Annotated in this window: 25 protein-coding genes and 1 pseudogene; 4 read left to right on the top strand and 22 right to left on the bottom strand. The window is 41.6% G+C overall.

Annotated elements, in window-relative coordinates:
* Positions 1–56: 56 nt before the first annotated feature.
* Positions 57–1337 carry a histidine--tRNA ligase gene (gene hisS, locus HW271_RS00385; RefSeq protein ID WP_178894432.1) on the bottom strand — a complete coding sequence of 427 codons (1281 nt, stop codon included), beginning with the start codon at positions 1335–1337 and terminating at the stop codon, positions 57–59.
* Between the two features lie 196 nt (positions 1338–1533).
* On the opposite strand from hisS, the gene HW271_RS00380 reads away from it, so the two are divergent.
* A complete protein-coding gene (locus HW271_RS00380) occupies positions 1534–2103 on the top strand; it encodes an MptD family putative ECF transporter S component (RefSeq protein WP_178894431.1) in 570 nt (189 codons plus the stop codon).
* Positions 2104–2127: 24 nt separating this feature from the next.
* Here the strand turns inward: HW271_RS00380 and HW271_RS00375 are convergent, their stop codons facing one another.
* The 14 genes and pseudogenes from HW271_RS00375 to HW271_RS00310 all read right to left on the bottom strand — a co-directional run bounded on the left by HW271_RS00375 (position 2128) and on the right by HW271_RS00310 (position 12663).
* Complete coding sequence (locus HW271_RS00375) at positions 2128–2820, bottom strand: methionine ABC transporter permease (RefSeq protein ID WP_004250431.1); 693 nt, start codon at positions 2818–2820, stop codon at positions 2128–2130.
* 1 nt (position 2821) lies between these two features.
* Positions 2822–3883: a methionine ABC transporter ATP-binding protein gene (locus HW271_RS00370; protein ID WP_178894430.1), complete on the bottom strand. Its 1062-nt coding sequence runs from the start codon at positions 3881–3883 to the stop codon at positions 2822–2824.
* Entirely contained in the window at positions 3876–5249 is a 1374-nt protein-coding gene (locus tag HW271_RS00365; protein ID WP_178894429.1) for a M20/M25/M40 family metallo-hydrolase, read from the bottom strand. Before HW271_RS00365 ends, HW271_RS00370 begins: the two co-directional genes overlap by 8 nt.
* Positions 5250–5370: 121 nt before the next feature.
* Entirely contained in the window at positions 5371–6225 is an 855-nt protein-coding gene (locus HW271_RS00360; protein ID WP_016466399.1) for a MetQ/NlpA family ABC transporter substrate-binding protein, read from the bottom strand.
* A 153-nt stretch (positions 6226–6378) separates the two neighbouring features.
* A complete protein-coding gene (locus tag HW271_RS00355; RefSeq protein ID WP_178894428.1) occupies positions 6379–7221 on the bottom strand; it encodes an amino acid ABC transporter substrate-binding protein in 843 nt (280 codons plus the stop codon).
* 102 nt (positions 7222–7323) lie between these two features.
* Positions 7324–7647, bottom strand: a complete 324-nt coding sequence (locus tag HW271_RS00350; protein ID WP_178894427.1) for an AzlD domain-containing protein — start codon at positions 7645–7647, stop codon at positions 7324–7326.
* Complete coding sequence (locus HW271_RS00345; protein WP_178894426.1) at positions 7637–8332, bottom strand: AzlC family ABC transporter permease; 696 nt, start codon at positions 8330–8332, stop codon at positions 7637–7639. Before HW271_RS00345 ends, HW271_RS00350 begins: the two co-directional genes overlap by 11 nt.
* 140 nt (positions 8333–8472) lie before the next feature.
* Positions 8473–9081: a hypothetical protein gene (locus HW271_RS00340; RefSeq protein WP_178894425.1), complete on the bottom strand. Its 609-nt coding sequence runs from the start codon at positions 9079–9081 to the stop codon at positions 8473–8475.
* Positions 9082–9284: 203 nt separating this feature from the next.
* Positions 9285–9953, bottom strand: a complete 669-nt coding sequence (locus HW271_RS00335; protein ID WP_178894424.1) for a CPBP family intramembrane glutamic endopeptidase — start codon at positions 9951–9953, stop codon at positions 9285–9287.
* A 57-nt stretch (positions 9954–10010) separates the two neighbouring features.
* Positions 10011–10133, bottom strand: a pseudogene (locus HW271_RS00330) (MutR family transcriptional regulator); the annotation flags it as partial.
* 95 nt (positions 10134–10228) lie between these two features.
* Positions 10229–11239, bottom strand: a complete 1011-nt coding sequence (gene tsaD / locus HW271_RS00325) for a tRNA (adenosine(37)-N6)-threonylcarbamoyltransferase complex transferase subunit TsaD (protein ID WP_178894422.1) — start codon at positions 11237–11239, stop codon at positions 10229–10231.
* On the bottom strand, positions 11229–11666 hold the full coding sequence (gene rimI, locus HW271_RS00320; RefSeq protein ID WP_178894421.1) for a ribosomal protein S18-alanine N-acetyltransferase: 438 nt from the start codon (positions 11664–11666) through the stop codon (positions 11229–11231). Before rimI ends, tsaD begins: the two co-directional genes overlap by 11 nt.
* Positions 11660–12346, bottom strand: a complete 687-nt coding sequence (gene tsaB, locus HW271_RS00315) for a tRNA (adenosine(37)-N6)-threonylcarbamoyltransferase complex dimerization subunit type 1 TsaB (protein WP_178894420.1) — start codon at positions 12344–12346, stop codon at positions 11660–11662. The genes rimI and tsaB overlap by 7 nt, the downstream gene beginning before the upstream one ends.
* 110 nt (positions 12347–12456) lie before the next feature.
* Positions 12457–12663 carry a hypothetical protein gene (locus HW271_RS00310; RefSeq protein WP_178894419.1) on the bottom strand — a complete coding sequence of 69 codons (207 nt, stop codon included), beginning with the start codon at positions 12661–12663 and terminating at the stop codon, positions 12457–12459.
* Positions 12664–12935: 272 nt separating this feature from the next.
* On the opposite strand from HW271_RS00310, the gene HW271_RS00305 reads away from it, so the two are divergent.
* Together HW271_RS00305 and rnjA are read left to right on the top strand one after the other, a co-directional pair.
* The gene (locus HW271_RS00305; protein ID WP_049496700.1) at positions 12936–13169 is read left to right on the top strand and encodes a DNA-dependent RNA polymerase subunit epsilon; all 234 of its coding nucleotides are present in this window, start codon (positions 12936–12938) and stop codon (positions 13167–13169) included.
* A 1-nt stretch (position 13170) separates the two neighbouring features.
* Positions 13171–14850: a ribonuclease J1 gene (gene rnjA / locus HW271_RS00300; RefSeq protein ID WP_004250408.1), complete on the top strand. Its 1680-nt coding sequence runs from the start codon at positions 13171–13173 to the stop codon at positions 14848–14850.
* A gap of 41 nt (positions 14851–14891) precedes the next feature.
* On the opposite strand, the gene HW271_RS00295 is transcribed toward rnjA, so the two are convergent.
* The 7 genes from HW271_RS00295 to HW271_RS00265 all read right to left on the bottom strand — a co-directional run bounded on the left by HW271_RS00295 (position 14892) and on the right by HW271_RS00265 (position 21614).
* Positions 14892–15929: an aldose epimerase family protein gene (locus tag HW271_RS00295; RefSeq protein ID WP_178894418.1), complete on the bottom strand. Its 1038-nt coding sequence runs from the start codon at positions 15927–15929 to the stop codon at positions 14892–14894.
* 13 nt (positions 15930–15942) lie between these two features.
* Positions 15943–17106, bottom strand: coding sequence for an SIS domain-containing protein (locus HW271_RS00290; protein WP_178894417.1), 1164 nt, complete (start codon positions 17104–17106; stop codon positions 15943–15945).
* A gap of 99 nt (positions 17107–17205) precedes the next feature.
* Positions 17206–17610, bottom strand: a complete 405-nt coding sequence (locus HW271_RS00285) for a PTS sugar transporter subunit IIA (RefSeq protein WP_006149628.1) — start codon at positions 17608–17610, stop codon at positions 17206–17208.
* A gap of 3 nt (positions 17611–17613) precedes the next feature.
* A complete protein-coding gene (locus tag HW271_RS00280) occupies positions 17614–18435 on the bottom strand; it encodes a PTS system mannose/fructose/sorbose family transporter subunit IID (protein ID WP_178894416.1) in 822 nt (273 codons plus the stop codon).
* Positions 18422–19327 carry a PTS mannose/fructose/sorbose/N-acetylgalactosamine transporter subunit IIC gene (locus HW271_RS00275; protein WP_178894415.1) on the bottom strand — a complete coding sequence of 302 codons (906 nt, stop codon included), beginning with the start codon at positions 19325–19327 and terminating at the stop codon, positions 18422–18424. The genes HW271_RS00280 and HW271_RS00275 overlap by 14 nt, the downstream gene beginning before the upstream one ends.
* 26 nt (positions 19328–19353) lie before the next feature.
* Positions 19354–19830 (bottom strand): PTS system mannose/fructose/N-acetylgalactosamine-transporter subunit IIB, encoded by a 477-nt coding sequence (locus HW271_RS00270; protein ID WP_178894414.1) that lies wholly within the window; start codon positions 19828–19830, stop codon positions 19354–19356.
* Entirely contained in the window at positions 19827–21614 is a 1788-nt protein-coding gene (locus tag HW271_RS00265) for a beta-galactosidase family protein (RefSeq protein ID WP_178894413.1), read from the bottom strand. The genes HW271_RS00270 and HW271_RS00265 overlap by 4 nt, the downstream gene beginning before the upstream one ends.
* Before the next feature lie 322 nt (positions 21615–21936).
* On the opposite strand from HW271_RS00265, the gene HW271_RS00260 reads away from it, so the two are divergent.
* Positions 21937–22653 carry a GntR family transcriptional regulator gene (locus tag HW271_RS00260; protein ID WP_178894412.1) on the top strand — a complete coding sequence of 239 codons (717 nt, stop codon included), beginning with the start codon at positions 21937–21939 and terminating at the stop codon, positions 22651–22653.
* The last annotated feature ends 8 nt before the right edge of the window (positions 22654–22661 follow it).

Genomic DNA, 22661 nt, shown 5'->3' with positions numbered 1-22661 from the left:
TCGGATTTTTTATTAAATAAAAACCAGGAATAAAACCCTGGTTCATTACTTTACTATTAAGAGCCTAATTTTTCAAATACTTCTGAGAAATTTTTACTAATAGCTTCAAGAGAAACTTCTACTTCTTCTCGAGTTTGGTTGTTCTTGACCTGCACTTGACCGCTTTCAACTTCGCTCTCTCCTAGAGTGATAAGTGTCTTAGCTCCAAAGACATCAGCCGACTTAAACTGTGCTTTGAGTTTGCGGTTAAGGTAATCACGCTCTGCTTTGAAGCCTTGTTGACGAAGAGCTTGTACCAACTCTAAAGCCTTGATATTTGCTCCTTCACCAAGAACAGCAATATAAACGTCTAGGGCGTTTTCGATTGGGAGTGCTACACCTTGCTTTTCAAGAACTAAAAGGAGACGTTCTACACCAAGTCCAAACCCAAAACCAGCAGTCTCAGGACCACCAAAGTAAGCAACCAAGCCATCATAGCGACCACCTGCGCAGACTGTTAATTCATTACCCTCGATTTCAGTGATAAACTCAAAAATCGTGTGGTTGTAGTAGTCCAAACCACGCACCATGTTGGTATCGATGATATAGTCTACTCCAAGATTTTCCAGCATCTGACGCACAGCATCAAAGTGGGCTTGGCTTTCTTCATCGAGGTAATCCAAGATAGATGGTGCATTCTCCACTGCTGCCTTGTCTTCTTTTTCCTTAGAGTCCAAGACACGGAGAGGGTTTTCTTCCAAACGACGTTGACTATCCTTAGACAAGCTATCTTTGAGCGGTGTCAAGTAGTCAATCAAGGCTTGACGATAGGCCGCACGACTCTCAGGATTTCCAAGAGTATTTAGATGCAGTTTGACACCCTGAACACCGATTGCTTTCAAGAAGTGGGCTGCCATAGCGATTGTTTCCACATCTGTAGCTGGATTACTAGAGCCAAAGCACTCCACACCAATCTGGTGGAATTGACGCAAGCGACCTGCTTGTGGACGCTCATAGCGGAACATTGGCCCCATGTAGTAGAACTTGCTTGGTTTTTGCACTTCTGGTGCGAAGAGTTTGTTTTCCACATAAGAACGAACGACTGGAGCTGTTCCTTCTGGACGGAGAGTGATATGGCGGTCACCCTTGTCATAAAAATCATACATTTCCTTGGTTACGATATCGGTTGTGTCTCCAACAGAACGACTGATGACTTCATAATGCTCGAAAATAGGGGTACGCACTTCTGCATAGTTGTAGCGTTTGAAAATTTCACGCGCAAAGCCTTCAACGTACTGCCACTTGGCAGACTCAGCAGGTAAAATATCCTGCGTTCCTTTTGGTTTTTGTAATTTCATAGGGAATCCTCTTTATAACTTAATAGTCCTATTTTACCATAAATGAAAGGATTGGGACAGTCAGAGGAGTAAAGAAATAGCTTTAGTCTATTCCTCTTTCATCTAGTTTCCGGACAAATAGCAAATATCGGCCAGTATTTACAATCTAAGCCAGGCATGATACAATGAAAACCATCAGATATACGAAGGAGAACTTATGAAAAAGAATATCTTGACAACTCTTGTGGCTGCCCTTGTCTACTTTCTCTGTATCGGAGTGGGGGTTCTACTAGGAAACCTTATCGACCACACTGGAAATATGTTTTATGCCCCTGCCTTTTCTGCTCTTGTAGGTGGTAGCGTCTATATGATTCTTTTAGAAAAAGTGCCTCGCTTTGGAGCGATTACAACGATTGGGCTCGTTATCTCTCTCTTTTTCCTCGGGAGCAAGCATGGTGCTGGAGCCTTTCTCCCAGGAATCATCTGTGGACTTGCAGCGGATGGCATCGCCCATCTTGGTCATTACAAGGATAAGGTCAAGAACCTTCTTTCCTTCCTAGTATTTGCTTTTGGCACCACCGGTCCCATTCTACTTATGTGGATAACCCCTCAAGCTTATATAGCAACTCTAGTAGCTCGTGGGAAATCTCAGGACTATATTGACCGCATTATGGTCTCACCGAATCTCGGTAATATCCTACTTTTTATCGCAAGTGTCCTCATTGGTGCTTTACTTGGCGCCCTGATTGGACAAGCACTTAGTAAGAAGTTGACACATAAAAGATAAATAAAAAGAGCCGAATGGCTCTTTTTATTTATGACTTAATTTCTTGGTCAAGAAGTCTCCCAAAAACTGAATTGTAAAGATAATCAGGATAATGATGAGCGTCGCAAGGACTGTCACATCATGATTGAAACGGTTAAATCCATAAGCGATAGCTACGTTACCGATACCACCTGCTCCGACCGCTCCCGCCATAGCTGTTTCACCGACTAGTGAGATCAAGGTCACAGTTGTCACACGGATCAAGTCTGGTAGACCTTCTGATAGGTAAACACCTACGATGTCCCAGAAAGTAGCTCCACTAGCTTGAGCTGCCTCGATGACACCACCATCTAGCTCAGCTAATACCACCTGTACTTGACGAGCAAAGAAGGCAAAGACTGCAAAAGATAGGGGTACAATAGCCGCATTTGGCCCGATACTTGTCCCTACGATTAGATGAGAGAAGGGTGACAAGACAGCCAAGAGAATGATGAATGGCACCGCACGGAAGATAGAGGTAATCTTGTCCAAAATCCAGAAAACAACTTTATTTTCCAAGACACCACCTGGAGCTGTCAAGACAAGGAAAAGCCCTGCAACCAGCCCTAGGAAACCTCCGATGATGAAGGAAAGAACCGTCATATAAAGGGTCAAGTAGATTGCTGTTCCCCAGCCAGCTTGACCAGACCAACCCATCTTGTAGACGTTTGGTAAGTATGCTTTAATCAATTCTGCCATCTTACTGTCCTCCCTTCAATACTTTTAGTTGCACACCAGCCTGACGGATGGCATCTTGAGCGCTTGCCAAGGCTTCTTTTTCCCCTGACAAGACAACCACAAGTTCACCAACAGGAGTGCCATCCAAAATTTCAATATTTCCATAAAGAATATTGGCTGTTACTTGGTAGTGCTTGTACAATTCATTCAGAAGTGGTTCATCTGTAGAAGCGCCTGCATACTTGAGTTGTACCAAAATGCTGTTTTCAGATAAGTGCTCTACGATTTCTTGTTTCTCAATCTTGACCATAGCTTCATCGATACCTGTCGCCGTTGAGATAAAGTCCTGGGTCAATGGTTGCTTAGGATCTGAGAAGATTTCAAGAACGCTACCCTCTTCAATCAGACGACCATCCTGCATGACTGCTACACGGTTAGCAATGTCTTTGACAATCTGCATCTCGTGTGTAATCAGGACAATGGTCAAACCTAGTTTACGGTTCAATTCTTGCAAGAGTGACAAAATCTGTTTCGTTGTCTTTGGATCCAGAGCTGAAGTTGACTCGTCCGAAATCAAGATTTTTGGATCATTGGCCAAGGCACGCGCAATAGCCACACGTTGCTTTTGACCTCCAGATAGTTGTGAAGGATAGTTTTCGGCACGGTCAGCCAAGCCCACCAAGTCCAACAACTTAGCTACTTTAGCCTTCTTTTCTTCCTTGCTGAGTCCAGAGTGTTTGAGAGCAAAGGCTACATTTTCCTCTGCTGTTTTCTGGCTCATAAGGTTAAAGTGTTGGAAAATCATCCCAATATCTTGACGTTTATGGCGTAATTGCTCCGCAGTTAAGGTAACCTTGTTGTCAAAGATCACATCATCATCAATGGTAATTCGACCTGCAGATGGTTTTTGCAAAAGGTTAATAACACGAACTAGGGTTGATTTCCCTGCTCCAGAATATCCTACAATTCCGTAGATATCTCCTTCTTGGATGTGAATGGTCACATCCTTGACCGCTGTGATGGTTCTTTTCTTTTGGTGAAAAGTCACATCGATCTGATCTAATTTGATAATATCTCTACTCATAGCTTCTAATCAGCTCCTCTACTAATTCAATATGGGTGTAATAATCGGCGATTCGCACATTTTCATCTCCACCATGGTCTCGGCTATTAGCATTTCCTAGACCAAAGGCAACCATGGGTACTTCTAAGGCATCGAATACCGTATGCATAGGACCTGTCCCAGCCGTTGTTGGCAAGACCGATACGCCCTGTGGATAGAATTTCTTGGCCAGCTCAATAACATTGAGAATAGATGGTGCACTCATATCGCTTCGATAGCTCATCTCACCCAAGGTATAGTACAATTCTACATTATCAAAACCGTTTTTGTCTAGTTGTTTTCGGATTTTCTCCAAAACATCATGGGGTTCTAAGCCAGGAACCAAACGGACTTCTAGCTTGGCACTAGCCTCTGCTGGCAAAATCGTTTTAACCCCTTGGCCTTGATAGCCTGACTGAATTCCTTCGATATTGAATGCTGGTTCAAAGAAAAACCGTTTGAGAAAGGCTGTACGTTCCTCTTGTAAAAGTGGCAATTCCAAGCCATAAATCTGACTAATTTCCTCTGGATTGCGTTGGGCATAGGTTTCAATCAAGGCTAACTCACGTTCATTAGGCTCCTGCACATGTTCGTACAAGCCTTCAACTAAAATGCGCCCATCCGCAGCCCTCAAACTGGTCAAGGCTTGAATGAGATACCAAGGCGCTGACTCCACAACACCTCCATAGCTAGAGTGGATATCCACATCGGCACTCTTGACCTTGGCATCAAAGGTTACAATCCCCTTGTTCCCACCAGAGATTTCTAACTGTTCCAAGGCATTCTTTGTTCCTTGTTCCCAGACCAATAAATCTGCACCACGAAGTTTGTCCGCATGTTTTTCTAAATATTTATCCAAGTCCATAGAGGCAGATTCCTCTGCCCCTTCCATGATGAAGCTGATATTGACTGGAAGATCATCGTGATCTTGCATGTATTTTCTCAGCGCACTGAGTCGAGCAGTGATATGCCCCTTGTCATCATCAACCCCGCGTCCATACATAATGCCATCACGCACAGAGAGTGTAAAAGGATCCTCTGTCCAAACTTGATCACCATCTGCTGGTACTGTGTCATAATGGTTGTAGAAAATGATAGTCTTGGCATCTGGACGTGAACTTTTGAAATGCGCCATGACAAAAGGTGCTGTATAGCTCTCGTCAATCTCGACCTCTGCACCTACGCGCTTGAAGATTTCGCCTAGATAACGAGCCACCTCTTTCAGACCAACTTGTTGGGCAAAGACTGATTTTTTAGAAATCAAGGTACGCAAAACTTCAAAGTAATGCTGCGCTACATGATCCTTTTCAAACTTTTCAATTTGTTCTTCTTGGCTAGGGAAAACCATTTTCTCTCTACCTTTCTACTAGGACTTGTACCTTTGGAATCAATACAAGTGGATGTTCCTTTTCTTTAGTCTCTATATAAAAGCAAGAGGTGGAAAAATCTCTCCCACCTCCCTGTTTTTATTACCAAACTGGTTGATCCAAGCCGTCTGAAGTTTCTTCGATGACTTTTTTCACTTCGTCAGTGTGGTAAGCTGCGATAATTTTCTTGATTGCATCAGCTTTAGGTGATGATTCCCAATCTTTTTTCGCAACGATGATGTTGTACCATTGTTTTGAGTTTTCGTCAGCTTGCTCTTTAAAGAGTGCTTTCTTGTAGTCCAATTTTGCTTCTGTAACAAAAGTGTTGTTTACAACAGCTGCATCAACTGAAGTCAATGAACGAGCTGTTTGGCTAGCGTCCAACTCAGTGATTTTCAAGTTCTTTGGATTTTCTTTGATGTTTGCGATTGTAGCAAGTTCAGTTCCTGAAACATCCAATTTAATCAAACCTGCTGATTGAAGAAGGTAAAGGGCACGGCTTTCGTTAGTAGCATCATTTGGAATTGCAATTTCACCGTTATTTGGGATTTCTTCCACTTTAGTATACTTGTTTTCTTCACCGTTTTTACCTGAGTAAAGGCGGATTGGTGAGATATAAGTATCTGCAATCGCTACAAGGTCTTTACCGTTTTCTTTGTTCCAGTTGTTCAAGAAGTTGTAGTGTTGGAAAGCGTTCAAGTCTACTTCACCATCAGCAGTTGCTTTGTTTGGTTGTGAGTAGTCTGTAAACTCTGTGAATTCCAATTTAATTCCGTCTTTTTCAACCAATTCTTGGACTTTATCCCAACGCGCTTCTTCTGAACCGCTACGGTTAACAGTTGCAATTTTAACTGTAGTTGTATTGTCCGCTTTCTTGTCTGAATTTCCGCAAGCTGCAAGTGTAAGGCCTGCTACTGTAGCAATCGCTGCTACGCTTAACCATTTTTTGATTTTCATGATTCTTTCTCCTTTAAAAATAATACCGTAATAGTATCTCATACTTTATTTGATTTAGCAAATTGTTATTAGATAGGCAGACATATAGTTTGAAACTATATGTCTAAAAGTTACAAAATCATCCACCTACGAGAGAATGGATGATTTAAAAGCTTATTTAATGTCCGCTTCTGCTGGGAGGTAAGAACCACCGAAGAACTGTTGAGATAATTTTTCAAGAGTTCCGTCTTTATATAGTTCTTGGATGCGTTTGTCAACAAATGATTTCAATTCATCTTGATCTTTTGCAAGAAGTGGGTACACGTAAGGTTGTTGGTCGCTTGGAAGTTCGATGACTTTCAAGTTATCCAAACCTTGGTTTTTGATAACTGTTTCTACACCGATTTTATCAAAAATCTTGTAGTCAAATTGACCGTCACTCAAGCGAGACATGATTTGTTGGAAATCAGCTTTTGTATAGTTAAGGACAGTTGGATTATCTGCGTGTTGTTTGTTGTATTCTTCCAGCTGTTTAGCTGATGTTGTTCCTTGTACGACTTCAGTAGATTTTCCACCGATATCATCAAGTGATTTGATGCTGTTGTCATCTTTCTTCACTACAAGGACATTAGGGTTTTGGGCAGTTGGTGCTGCATAAAGATATTTTTCTGCACGTTCTTTAGTGTAGCTGATGTTGTTAACTGCCATTTGGTAACGATCTGCGTCAAGACCTGCAAAGATACCTGACCATTCTGTCTTTTCAAACTTGACATCATATTTGTCAGAGTCTTTAAAGATAGCACGAACAACTTCGATTTCGTAACCAGTCAACTCACCATTTTCTTCATAGTTAAATGGTTTTGGTGAAGCGTTGGTTGCAACGATAATTTCTTTCTTACCAGATGTTGCTTCGCTAGTTGCAGCATCTTTCTTCTCACCACCTGAGCAAGCTGCTAATACACCTGCGACAACAAGCCCTAGAGCAGCAAGTGATGAATATTTAACGATTTTTTTCATGATAATTCCTCCAAAATAAAATACATTCTTATCTTAACAGAAAAAATGAGATCGCGCCATTATATGATTTCTATATTTGTGATAGGTTTTCTTTATGGCTGATTAAAAGACCAAACGTAGGACTGCTATCAAGACTACTCCAAAGAGAACCGTCCCCACCAGATTACGGTAACGAAAGGCCACAAAGGCTGTTGGGAAGACTGCTAGAAAGTCTAGCCATTTTATCTGCGGGAAGCTTCCAGCTTTTCCTGTCACCACACTTGAAAGAATCAAGGCAAAGATAACAGAGACTGGGAGAAATTTCAAAAAGCGCTCTACGATAGGTGGCAACCCCTTGTACTTGGCAAGGATAAAAGGAATCATTCTCGGAATCCAAGTCACCAAGCCAGAAAAGACGATTGCCATTAAAATATACTTACTGACCATCCAAAATCACCCCCATGGTACAACCCAACAAGGTCGCAAATAGGACAGCTAGCGACTGAGACACTACTGTCAAGAGCACAAAAAAGGAAACAGCAACAACTCCCAGAATGATGAAGAGTTTCCGTAAGGGAATCCGTTTTTGCATAATCTGAAACTGGGAAGTGAAAATCCCGATAAACATCCCCACTAGGGCAAAATCTAGACCAAAAACTTCCGGATTTGGCAAAAGGCCACCTAGAGCGGTTCCGACAACTGTTCCCAAAAACCAAGAAATATAGCTATTGAGATTGTTTCCATGCATCCACATAGGGTTGACCTTATCCGTATGAACCCGTTCTCCCATCAAGACCCCATAGGTTTCATCGGTCAAAAGGCTAGACATGCTGATATTATGCCAGAGACTGGTATGACGGAAATAGGTCGAAGCATGCAAACTCAACAAAAAGAGACGTAGATTAATCAAAAAGACCGTCATAGCAATGGCTGCCACAGGTGCTTGAACTGCTATCAAGGCTATCATGGCAAACTGGGCGCTCCCAGCATAGACAAAGAGGCTCATCAAGCCCATTTCCACAGGTGTTACATAGGGAGAACCGATAATCCCACAAGCAAGACCGATGCTGATATAACCTAAAGCCGTCGGCACAGCTGCTTGTACACCCTCCCAAAATCCTTTTTCTTTCATAAACCTCCTCACTATTCATTACTTTATCAACTACTTTCCAGACAGTCACAGCAAAAATTATTATAACACATTCAAAGAGGAGAAAACAGTCTGGAATTTGAAACTAATAGCAAGTATCAGCCCCTGAACAGTATGGTTCATTATGGATACATGAGAAATTGATCAATTCGAATTCTATACTTATAGCCTTCATTTTTTTCAGTATATTCATTTTCTATCGGGTAGACATCAACCCAGAGCTCTCTCCTTTGGCCTTGCAATTTGACTTTATAGCGATAGCCATCATCGTATAATCCTACTGTCTCGGTAGTTACGGATTTGAAAGTCGGAAGAGCTTCAATTTCTTTTTTTATAGTCTGGGATAAATTGTAGAGCGCTACTTGTTGCTCCATTTTTGAAGCTACAGGAATATGAACTGTCGCTTCTTCCAAGCGATGTGATTTTGAAAATGTGAAATCTGCTCGACCTGTATAACCATTCAATGCAATATTTTCGTAATGATAGAAAAGCCGCCCTGTTTTATAGAAATAAGGATCCCTTGCATGCCAAGTGTCCCGATAGGCGGTTTCCGTTTCTTCTATCACTTCATCAGCTTCTCCAAACACTTTTTCAAGAGATTTGAGGGGCATATTGAATGACAGTGACTCAAATAGAATCAATTGTGTCTTTGGAATATGCTGGCAAGCTGACATACAAAGCAATAAAGCTCCAAGAGCAAGCAAACCACTGATTATTTTTGTAAATTTCATATATCTACTATACAAAAAAAGTCTCAGACTGACAAACTTTGGATTTTTCGATTACATTTTGAGATTTGTTCTCTGAATTTTGAGGAAACAAAGAATTGATCAAAAATTAGTAACAGACAGCCAAAATAAAAAAGACTGAAAAACCAGTCTTATTTATAATACTTAGCTAGTCAGTTCTTTTGTTTTTATGATTGGCAGAAACTCTAAAACAGCAAGGGGAGAGTCTGGCCAATGCCGTTGTAAACTATATGCAGTCCAATAGGCCAATAAATGGACTTTGTCACTCTAAACAAGACTGCAAATATGAGACCGCCACCCATATAGAAGAAAAAGTCTGTTAAAACCCAACCGTGGTTACTAATATGCAAGATCCCAAACAAAGCAGCCGAACCAAGCACATCCAGTCCCCATTTCTTTCCTTTCTCCAGAGCAGTCATCACCAATCCACGATAAATCATCTCTTCAAAAATGGGACCTGCAATTACAGGATAGAAAAAATACATCAAAAATGCCGTAGCTCCTGTAAAAGTAGGAACATCCAGTTGATAAGCAATTTCATTTTTAGTAGGTGGGAAAATAAAAAATGTGACGAAATTCCAAATAACAAAAGCAAGAAGAGCTAAAAAGGAATAGAAAAGATAGGAACCCTTAAATTTTCTGCTGCTGATTTTCTGCCATTTACCTAACCAAACCATAACAATAATAGCAAGCAAAACCACAAGAAAATTCAACATCATATCTGACAAATAATAGGCAAAGTCAGATAGACCTGCAGCAAGGTCGCTGTGTAAAACCAGACGAATCAAGAACTGGTCAGCAATGACAAGTAGAATAGCTATAAACAAGTAGTAGCGTGAGATTATCTTTTTCATTTTATTTTCTCCTATACTATGAAATTATGAAATAAGGACAGCATAAGACGAAAAGTGCCCTAGTTCAAACTTGGATAGCTGGGATGCTGTCAGTCCATCACAAGCAACATCTGACTGCTTGAGTTTTCTCGCCAGACGCAATTCCTTGTAAAATTCTCCCAATTCCATTTTTTCAATCATGGCCAAACTCCCCTTACTATTCTATTCGTAAAACTTTTCCTTTTTTAACATATTATAAAATATTTTAGCAAAAAAGTCAGCCTCAAGCTGACTCTTTATTCCATGGTATCAAAGGCGAGACTTGGTTTGGCATTGAGGTCCAGGCCTGCGAAGTTTTCTTTGTTCCACTCGCTGATGCTGGCATAGGCAATCATACCTGCATTGTCTCCACAGAGGCGCAGAGGCGGAATGATAACTTTGACATCGGTAATTTCGGCTGCTAGGCGTTCTCTAAGACCTTTGTTAGCTGCTACACCACCAGCCACGACTAGGGTTTTAACAGGATATTTCTCCAAGGCCTTCTTGGTTTTTGCCATGAGAATATCCATGACAGCTGCTTGGAAGGAAGCAGATAGGTCTTCCTTGGACAAGCTTTCTCCCTTTTGCTCGGCATTGTGGTGAAGATTGATAAAGGCAGACTTCAAACCAGAGAATGAAAACTCCAGATTGTCTTCCTTAATCATAGCACGTGGGAAGTCATACACATCCTGACCTTGATGAGCCAACTCGTCAATCTCACGACCTGCTGGATAGGTCAAGCCCATGACACGTCCAACCTTATCATAGGCTTCACCAACTGCATCATCACGGGTCTCCCCAACAATCTTATAATCACCAGCTTCAGAAACATAGACCAACTCTGTGTGTCCACCACTGACTAGAAGGGCTAGCAAAGGAAACTCCAAGGGTTCCACACTTTGAGCCGCCATGAGGTGACCAGCCATGTGATTCACAGGAATCAGAGGAAGACCATGAGCCCAAGCAAAAGCCTTGGCAGCTGACAAGCCAACTAGCAAAGCTCCAACCAAGCCCGGTCCGTAGGTAACCGCCACAGCTGTCACATCGTTTTCAGTAATTCCTGCTTCTGCTAACGCCTCCTCGATACAGGCTGTAATGACTTCAACATGGTGGCGGCTAGCCACTTCTGGCACCACGCCACCAAAACGTTTATGACTCTCAATTTGACTAGCAATGACATTGGACAAGAGCTCATCGTCGTTTTTCAGGACGGCGACACTGGTCTCATCACAGGATGTCTCAAATGCTAAAATATATCTATCCTTCATCTATTTCTCTCTTCATGATAATGGCATCCTCAACTGGATCATGGTAGTAGGCTTTTCGCTCAGCGATGACCGCCATTTTTTCTTTCTTGTAAAATGCTTGCGCTCGGTGATTTGACTTTCTAACTTCGAGGAAAATCTCCTTGTCTGTCGGCAATGTTGCAAACAAGGCTAAAGCTACCCCCTGTCCTTGATAGGCTTTCTTGACAGCGATTTGCAGGACTTCTGCTTCAAAAAGATTCTCCTGAATTGCTAGAAAACCTATCACTTCTGCCCCATCATAAGCTAGAGCATACCAAGTCTGGTCTTGAGACAGGTCTGCTTGGATTTGTTCCAGCGTCCAAGGGCTGACTGGGTAAACATCTACCATAACAGCATAGATAGCTTGAGCCAAGTCAGGTTGCTGTTGGATTCGTTTGATTCCTACCATAGGCGTTTAATGTAAGACTCGCCGGACTCGGCATGATTCTTAAGCCAGTTTTCCTCAGCTTCGACACGCTTGAGGTAATTCGGCACAAAGTCGTGCAAGGAGTCTGCTTCCTTGTCCCAGGCCCAAAGAGCTAGATTCGCTGCGTTTGGTATGGTTTCTTGGTAGTTAGCTTGTGGCAATTGTTCTTGGATTTGATCCACAAAGGCTCCAACTTCTCCAACAAAGGTTACCTGCTCAGCATCCTTGACTTTTTCTAACACCTCTTCAAAAGATAGATGCGCTTCTGGAAAGACTGGTTGGGCATTTTCATAAAATCCTGCATAAACATTGTTGCGACGCGCATCCATCAAAGGGACAACCAAACCTTGCTGCCGGCTCGGTACCAGGGCTAAAAGGCTAGACATCCCCACTAACTCAATGTTTAGAGTATGAGCCAAAGTCTTAGCAGTTGCTACTGCAATTCGCAAACCTGTATAGCTACCCGGTCCCTCTGCTACTACGATTCGATCCAAATCTCTAGGTGTCAAATCTAGACTGGCCATCAAAAAATCGATGACAGGCATGAGGGTAATGCTGTGATTTTTCTTAATATTGATCATAGTCTCGGCCAGAAGCTGCTTGTCCTCTAAAATGGCTAGAGAAAGAGCCTTGCTGGACGTATCAAAAGCTAATACTTTCATAACACATTCCTATCTTTTTGTCTGCTTACTATTATACTACAAAAGCTGACACATGGGAATTTTCTTTGTTTTGAAACAAAATTGTCCTGCCAAATAGACAGGACAAGCACTCAAGAATTCAAACCAAAGTAAAACACAAACCAGACCACATAGGTCACCAGGAGAAGGAAAAACGAATACAGAGTCACGAAACCAATCTTCCAAATGAGTTTGGCTTTCCGATACTCTAGCCGAGTATACAAAACATTTCCTCCGTAAACACAGGCAACGAATACCGCAAAGGCCAGAAGACGAATGATAATAGCTAGTTGAAACATATCCTGCCCTCCTTCATAAGGAAAAACCTCTTTTCTAACTTTATTATAGCACTTGATTCCAAAGTCTTCAAATACTTGTATCGGGCACAATGAAACACATTTCAAGCTCCTTACTTTCATGTTTCCTGCTTTTACTAATTCCCCTTTTTATGTTATAATTGAGATAATTGTAACGAATCAAGGTCAATACAGGCAGAAAATGAAATAGAAACAAACAGCTTCAAGCTGGTAATTTTTTGAATACAGCTGACCTGAAAACAGAAAGGAAACACATGATTTACAAAGTTTTTTATCAAGAAACTAAAGACCGTAGCCCACGTCGTGAAACAACACGCTCACTTTACTTAGACATTGATGCTAACTCAGAACTTGAGGGACGTATCATTGCCCGTGAACTTGTTGAAAAAAACCGTCCAGAATTCAACGTTGAATATATCGAGCTCTTGTCAGACAAATTGCTAGACTACGAAAAAGAAACTGGCGCATTCGAAATTACGGAGTTCTAATATGGCCTATACTCTTAAACCAGAAGAAGTGGGCGTTTTTGCCATTGGTGGTCTAGGAGAAATCGGTAAAAATACATACGGAATCGAATACCAAGACGAAATCATCATCGTTGATGCAGGGATTAAATTCCCCGAGGATGATCTTCTTGGTATCGACTACGTTATCCCTGATTACTCTTACATTGTCGAAAATATCGACCGCGTCAAGGCTCTCTTGATTACCCACGGACACGAGGACCATATTGGTGGGATTCCGTTCTTGCTCAAGCAAGCAAATATCCCTATCTATGCAGGTCCACTAGCTCTCGCTTTGATCCGTGGAAAACTCGAAGAGCACGGACTTTTGCGCAACGCTACACTTCACGAAATCAACCACAATACTGAGTTGACCTTTAAAAATCTTAAGGCAACCTTCTTTAGAACAACCCACTCGATTCCAGAGCCTTTGGGTATCGTTATTCACACCCCTCAAGGGAAAATCGTTTGTACGGGTGACTTCAAGTTTGACTTTACACCAGTTGGTGAACCTGCAGACTTGCACCGTATGGCAGCCCTAGGTGAAGACGGAGTGCTTTGCTTACTCTCAGACTCGACAAATGCTGAAGTGCCAACCTTTACAAACTCTGAAAAGGTCGTTGGTCAGTCTATCATGAAGATTATCCAAGGTATCGAAGGACGTATCATCTTTGCATCCTTTGCCTCAAATATCTTCCGTCTCCAACAAGCGACTGATGCTGCTGTCAAAACAGGGCGTAAGATTGCTGTCTTTGGACGCTCTATGGAGAAAGCCATTGTTAACGGAATCGAGCTTGGCTACATCAAAGCTCCTAAGGGAACCTTCATCGAGCCAAATGAAATCAAAGATTACCCTGCGGGTGAGATTCTTATCCTCTGTACGGGTAGCCAGGGTGAACCTATGGCTGCTCTCTCTCGTATCGCTAACGGAACTCACCGTCAGGTGCAACTCCAGCCTGGTGACACGGTTATCTTCTCATCTAGCCCAATTCCAGGAAACACCACTAGCGTCAACAAGCTGATTAACATCATTTCTGAAGCTGGTGTTGAAGTTATCCATGGTAAGATTAACAACATCCATACATCTGGACACGGTGGTCAGCAAGAACAAAAACTTATGCTCCGCCTCATCAAACCAAAATACTTCATGCCTGTCCACGGTGAATATCGCATGCAAAAAGTCCACGCTGGACTTGCCGTAGATACTGGAGTTGAGAAGGACAATATCTTTATCATGAGCAATGGTGATGTCCTTGCCCTTACTGCAAACTCTGCTCGTATCGCTGGTCATTTCAATGCTCAAGATATCTACGTCGATGGAAATCGGATTGGTGAAATCGGTGCTGCAGTCCTAAAAGACCGCCGAGACCTATCCGAAGATGGTGTTGTACTTGCTGTCGCAACGGTAGACTTTGAGTCTCAGATGATTATTTCTGGACCAGATATCCTTAGTCGTGGTTTCGTCTACATGCGCGAATCTGGCGACTTGATCCGTCAAAGCCAACGCATCCTTTTCAATGCTATTCGTATCGCTTTGAAAAACAAGGACGCTAGCGTCCAATCAGTCAACGGTGCTATCGTAAACGCCATTCGACCATTCCTTTACGAAAACACTGAACGTGAACCAATCATCATTCCGATGATTCTCACGCCAGATGAAGAATAAGAAAAAATTCTCTGAAATCCTATGACTTCAGAGAATTTTTATTATTTAACAACGATTTCGTAACGAGTTTTGCTGGTAAAAGTTTCACCTGCTTTGAGGATAACTTGATTTTTAAGATCACTATGAATAGCATCTGGTAAGGCTTGCGCCTCAAGAGCAATCCCATTATGTTGAATCATTGGTTGACCAGCTATCATGACACTCTCATCCACAAAGTTAGCTGTGTAGACTACAAAGCAAGATGCTTCTGTCTTGAAGAGCAGGAAGCGACCTGAAGCTTGGTCATAGAGGAAACCAGCATTATCATGTCCTGCAGGAAGAGCAAATGGATGGTCCAATCCAGATACGAGTTGAATCTGTTCATCTTCGTCTGCAAAGATATCTTTCAACAAGGCACCATTGTAGATATGTTTGACTACATCTCGGTTAGCATCTGGAGTTTTTGCAGGTACACCGTCAGGAGCGATTGGGTAAATACCTTCTGTATTCAGTTGGAAAACATGGCGATCAACCGTCTGAGTGAAATCCCCAGACAAGTTAAAGTAACTATGGTTGGTCGGATTGACCAAGGTATCCTGGTCCGTCGTCACCTTATAGCTAACTTCGTAAGCACCATTTTCTTCCAAGTGGTAGCTGATCCAGATATTAAGATTTCCAGGGAAACCTCCTGTACCGTCTGTTCTTTCTGTGTAAAGAGTCAAACCATGGTCGCTGACTTCAACCAATTCAAACAAGCTAGAATCCCAACCTGTCGAACCGCTGTGGTTACAGTTGCTAGCGTTGTTGACTTCGAGTTCATAGGTTTTCCCATTCAATTCGAATGTCGCACCTGCGATACGACCTGCAACTGGTCCTACACTCGCTCCATGTTTAGGACTGTTACCTACATAGCTGTCAAAATCATCAAAGCCTAGGATAACATTGGCAAAATTACCAGCCTTATCAGGAGTTACATAGCGTAGAATCGTTGCACCATAGGTCATGACTTCTAGTTGGTAGCCTGCTTCTGTTTCAAAGCGATAAGCGACAACATCCTTGTCATCCACTTTCCCAAATACACGTTCTGTGTATGCTTTCATCCTTCTCTCCTTATTATTTAAATTCGTGAATAATGACACCTTGAACGACGCGGTTTACTGTACCTGTAGGTGATGGTGTATCAGGTCTGTTGCCAACTTTAAGTGAAGTCAAGAGAGCAAATAATTGACCATAAACAATATAAGGGAATACACGGTAAACGTCATTCAAAACTCCACCACAGCCAAGTGCTACTTCCTTAACGTTTTCAAGACCAAAGGCTTGATCACTCAAGAGAACAACGCGACGAGCGATTTGGTCCCCTGCAACTTCACGAACCAAGTCTAAGTCATACTTACGAGTATAGTCTGTCGTAGTACCAAAAACTAAAACTACAGTATCTTCATTGATAAGAGATTTTGGACCATGACGGAAGCCAACTGGGCTTTCATACATTGTCGCAACCTGACCAGCAGTCAATTCCAAAATTTTCAGTTGTGCCTCATGAGCAAGCCCGAAGAATGGACCTGCACCTAAGTAAATTACTCGATTAAAGTCTAGGTCAACCAATTCTTTCACATCTGCCACATTGTCAAGAACTTTACAAGCAAGACTAGAAAGCACTTCAAAACGTTCAGCTTTAACAGCAAATTCAGTTGGATCGAAGACCAAAAGTGCTGTCAACATCATAGAAGTAAAGCTTGATGTCATTGCAAATCCAGCGTCATTTGAAGCTGCAGGTTGCAAGAGCAATAGATTACGATCATCTCCATGTGCTTGAAGAGCCAATTCCCCTTCAGCCGCACATGTGATTGTTACTTGATAAAGCTCATCAACTAAAGCTTTTGCCAAGTCAACTGTTGCTACACTCTCAGGTGAGTTTCCACTACGTGCAAATGATACCAAAACAGTCGCCACGTCTTTTTTCAAATAAGTTTGTGGGTTTGCAACGATATCTGTTGTCGCAATAGCATTGAAATTCCATTTACGTTCGTCATAGACTTCCTTGAAGTATGGAACTAAGGTGTCGCCTACATAAGCTGAAGTTCCAGCACCAGTCAGGATAACCTTGATGTAGTCATGTTTAGCTGCAATCCCTTGCAAGAATGCGGCAATTTCATCACGGCGGGCTTGATAGGATTCAAAAGCTTCCTTCCAAACATCTGGTTGTTGGTAAATTTCGCGTGTGGTGATCTCTGCTCCCAACTCAAGCAAATCTTCTTTTGTATAATCTAGCATTGAAAACCTCTAATCTAATATTGTTTCATGATTGAAAACATGGGAATGGGAGTCGCTCCCATTCCCATGTATATTTTTTATAAGATGGTTTGTGACATCTTATTCATCTTCATCGTCATCGAAGCTAGCCAATAAATCATTAACTTTCACAATGCTTTCTGAAGCACGACTCTTATAGTCCGCATCAATGCCTGTTAGGCTTGCATTGATAAATTCAATAACCATTGGAAGGTTCATTCCTGCATAAAGTTCAATGTCACGACCTTCCATAATCAGACGGCTCACCACGTTACATGGTGTTCCACCAAGAAGATCTGCAAAGACTAGGAAATCATCCAATCCTTCAATAGCAGCTTCAAATTTAGCAGTAAATTCTTCTGGTCCATCTTCTGGAAGAAGAGCCACCGCATGAATGTTGTCTTGTGGTCCCATAATCATTTCTGTGCTACCTTTAAGTTCTTCACAGAAACGACCGTGGCTCACTAAAATCAATGATTTAGTCATAAATTATGCGCCCATTCCAAGTGCAAATTTACCAAGAGCAGAAAGAGCCAAGGCAAGCACGATAATGATACCGATAGCTTTTGTAGAGTTCATGCCTTTCTTACCAAGCAACCAGAAGATGAATGCAGTGAAGATTGCTGGAAGCAAACGTGGGAAGATTGAGTTCAAGATGTCTTGGAAGTCAATCATCTTTTCACCGATTGGCAATTTGTATGAAATTTCAAAGTTGATCATTGTTGCTACAAGAGCACCCATCATGAATACACCAAGTACAGATGCAGCTTCAATCAAAGCTGTCAAAGTACTTTGCATGTTGTTGATAAGGTTAACCCCTTCTTTGTATGCAAATTCCAACTGTTTCCAACGGAAGATGTCATACGCTACTGCAACTGCGATCCAAAGGAAGATACCCCAAGGTTGACCAGCGATAGCCATTGTTGCAGCGATAGATCCCATGATAGCAGGTACAAGTGAACCAAAGATTGTATCTCCAAGAGGAGCGAATGGTCCCATCAAACCTGTCTTGATACCGTTAACCGCGTCTTTTGAGACAACGCCATCTTTTTCTTCCATGGCAAGGTCAAAACCAGCGATGATTGTGTGGAAGAATGGTGAAGTGTTGAAGAATTGAGTATGAACTTTCATCATTTCTTTCAACTCAGGAGTTCCATCTCCATACATTTTACGCAATTGTGGCAAGATCATGTAAAGGTAACCTGATGCTTGCATACGTTCGTAGTTCCATCCCAATTGGAAAGTGAACAAGCTACGTTTGTTAATTTGATTAAAATCTTCTTTTGTTAATTTGTAATTAGAATTCGTCATCTTCAATTTCCCCACTTTCTGATGGTGTAGAAGGTGCTGCTACAGCAACTTTTTGGCTGTTCTTGAAGTGAACAACCGCAAGGAAGATACCTACGATAGAGATACCGATCATAGACAATCCTTTGAAGTTGTTAGCAAAGCCAATTTTTTCAGCAACGTCAGCAGGAAGAGTGCCAATGATACCAGCAACTGCTCCACCAAGACCTGTTACGTATGAGTAAAGTACAGTCAACATAGCTGTCAAACCGAATCCCATAGCAAGGTAGTGAAGGTTACGTTTAACTGGAAGGTAACGAAGCAAGATAGCGAATCCAAGACCTGGAAGCATACGACCTGCAAGAGTCAAACCGTCTGCAACCCATTGGTATTCTTTAACAAGGTTTACAACACCTTGTACGAATTCTCCACCGAAAGCAAGGGCGAAGAATACTGGAAGGGCACGAGATAGAGCCCAAGGAACTGCACCAAGAAGATAGTTACGTTCGATTCCTTTGTAGTCAAAGCGTTCGATCGCAGCATCAATACGGTGAGCGAAGAATGTTGTAGTCATACGACCAAGTACGTCGAAGTAAGTCAAAAGTGCTGCTACTGGTACAGCGATTGTAGTGATCGCAAGGTCTGTTTCGATTCCTTGTGAAACTGAGAAAGCAGTCGCAAGAACCGCACCAGAAGTTGCGTCGATACGAGAAGCACCACCGAAGGTACCTACCCCAAGTACGAACAACTGCAAGCTACCACCGATAAACAAACCAGTTGTCAAATCTCCCATGACTAAACCAGTAATGAAACCAGCGAATACAGGCGAACCTGCAGAAGAAACGATCGTCAACTCATCACAGATTTGATAAGCTGAGTACAAAGTGAGAAGTAAAATTTGCCACCATTGTATCATAACAATGACCTCCTAAAAATTTTTTCCTATTTTAATAAGCTCAAAAAGTCTGAAACTGGATCATTTGGAACCATTTGAGCAGTAAGTTTAACACCTTTTTCCGCCAATTTGCGGAAATCTTCCACGTCTTTATCAACTACGTTGATAGAACGAGTGATAGCACGTGTTTCTGGTGTTTGCGACATATTGCCGACATTGAGAGTTTCAAGCGGAACACCTGCTTCTACCAAACCAAGAAAACGGTCTGGTTTACGAGCCACGATAAAGAGACGTTGGCTATCATATTTACCAGCAAGAAGATTCGCTGCCGCTTTTTCAACCGACAAGATACTAAGTTTTACACCTGGTGGTGTAGCAAGTTTCAAACCACTCTTTTCAATATCGTTGTTAACAACTTCGTCGTCTACAACCATAATGCGAGAAACATTTAGCTTCCCAGCCCAAAGATTGGCTACTTGACCGTGGATTAAACGTCCATCGATACGGCATCCTACTATTGTCATAAGTTTTCCCCCTTTATGTGTTTAAATGTAGGTTTACTAGTTAAATGTATGTGCTCTTTGTACTCCCCTTCAGTTTCAAAGATAATGATGCGGTTGGCACCCTCTTTGAGGTAACTATGTGGAATATAAAGAGATAGGGTCGGACCAACGTTCCAGAAGCGTCCTAGATGATGACCATTGACAAAGGCAATCCCTTTACCAAACTCAGAACAATCTAAATAGGTGTCCTTTGGAGTCTCAACTTCAAAGTCAAAGGCGTAAAAGGCTGGTTGCCCTTCTGTCCATCCTTTAGAAAAATCAATCTTCTCAGGATTATCTAATGGAAGTGGATAGTGTTCCCAGTTGAGCAAGAAATGCAAATCTTTACAAACACCTGTGCGAATCCCTTTTCGCTGTGTATCTGCTAAGAATTTGTGTCCATAGTTGACACGCCCCATATTTTCAATAAGGATGTCAAATCTAGAGAGCGTTTTCTTTTTACCTTGATAAAAGATATCTTCACCGATTTCTGTTTGGTACTGTGTTGCCACCCATTTACCATCGATAAAGAGTTGAGCTCTATCGCGTCCGTCAATGATTCGAATGCGTTCTTCATCCGCATCCCAACTTGCTTCCGTACGATAGAGTAGATATCCGTAACCTTGTCCCAGCTCTTCCATTTTCTTAGGGTAGAGACTTTCAATCGGACTTGTCAGGCTATCCAAGGTTTCGAAAAGAGAAACTTTCTCGACCAGTGGAATGTTTTCAACTTCCATACTCTCTTTGTAAAGCGGGTCAGATTGCGGATACTCAGGATAGTAAGTCGCCATCATTTCTTTCACTGCAAAATATTTAGCAGTTGGGTTTCCAGATTCATCAAGAAGAGCGTCATAATCATAAGATGTTACTTGTGGTAGATCAATGGTTCCTCGAGCTGAACAACCATTCATAAAACCAAAGTTCGTTCCACCGTGGAACATGTAAAGGTTAATAGAGCCTTGCTCTAAAACCTCGTGGACAGCTTCTGCTAATTCCTCAGGTTCACGCTTGATGATTGGTTCTTTCCATCGATTGAACCAGCCATCCCAGAATTCCATACACATGAGTGGCCATTTCTTGCCGTGCTCATCAAAGAATTCTTGCATCTGCGAGAAATTATAAGTAGCCTTGGAACCAAAGTTCCCTGTCACAAAGAGATCATCCTCAATTAAGGTTCCAGCCTTAAGAGTTGCTCGCCATGGTCCATCTGATGTGAAAAGCGGACAAGTAACTGCTCGTTCTTCCATCAAACGTCGAATTCCCCTCAAGTAGGTCTTGTCCTCGCCATAGGAACCATACTCATTTTCTACTTGCATCATGAGAATGTTCCCACCGTTTTCCAATAATCTCGGAACTAGACGCGGAAGCAACTGATTATAGTAGCGACCAACCATGTCAATGAAAGCCGGGTCAGATGACCGAATTCTCATCTCCTTGGTCAAGAGCCATGCGGGTAAACCACCGAATTCCCACTCTGCACAGATAAATGGAGAAGGACGTACAATTGCATATAAGCCCAAATCTTGTGCAGTTTGAAGAAATCTCTCTAAATCAAGATTAGCTTCAAAATTAAAGTGTCCTTCAACAGGTTCATGCATGTTCCAAGCGACGTAAGTCTCAACTGTATTGAAGCCTAATGCTTTGAGGTTGTACAATGAATGATGCCAATCTTCCGCAGGAACTCTAAAATAGTGAATGGCCCCAGACAAAATCTTGAATGGTTTCCCATCCAGATAGAAATCATCTTTAATTTCAAATCTTGCCATTCTTCCTCCCCTAAAAGCGAAAAGTTTGCGCTTTCATTTATTGTTATATCAACTATAAACCAATCGGGGAATAATGTCAATAGTTTTTGAAATTTTCTTTAAAATTTTTCTATTTTTTTACTGAATCTTTTCTAAAAATCTCCACAAATCCCATAAAATCAGCATTCTGAATAACTAACTAAAACAAGGAGCAAAACACGAATTATTTATTTGTATTCTAATTTCTTATTCTGATAGTTTAATTTTTTTAAGTGCTTTTCTACTATTTTCCCCGATTTTATGTTAAAATCATATGTGGAGAAGGAAAAAATGAGGTGAAATTATGGCAATTCCAAAGTATCAATACATTAAAGATGAATTAAAAAATAAGATTATTTCTGGTCAATTTGCTAGTGGAGATAAGTTCTACACTGAAGCAGAATTGATTTCCATGTATGATGTTAGTTCAATCACAGTAGTTCGTGCCTTGAATGACCTTGCTAAAGACGGATACATTGTTCGTCAACAAGGTAAAGGAACTTTCGTAGCTCGTGCCCGCAAGCATAAACTCGTTGAATTTTCTGATGTAGAAATCTTCGAAACCAAAGATGATAAAGTAACTGTTCTTTCTATCGAACGCGGAAACGATCTTAAATATTTAGAAAAACTTGGCCTACGTGGCGATCAATTCTATTACAAGATTGAACGTGTTCGTGAAACAAACGGTATCACTTATATCTATCATAGTTCATACATTCCTGAACAATACATCAATGCCAACTATCCAAATCTTGAATACTATAGTTCTATCTATACTCGTTTCAAATTGGACTACCACATTCACATGAATGACGAGCATTTTGAAGAAATTAACGAAATTGTATTTCCGACTCCAGAACATGCCGCTTCTATTTTAGGAATCGACACTAAATTTCCAACTGTCTTCCAAACTAAGACAACTAAGCTTGAAGCAACCGGTCAAGTTTTGGAATACATCGAAACTTATAAACGTTCTGATTTCTACAAAATTAAATTCATCTCTTGTGACCGTGATCACTAATTTTTAAA

Source organism: Streptococcus sp. oral taxon 061 (assembly GCF_013394695.1).
GTDB lineage: Bacteria > Bacillota > Bacilli > Lactobacillales > Streptococcaceae > Streptococcus.
This window is presented reverse-complemented; position numbering and strand designations above follow the sequence as displayed.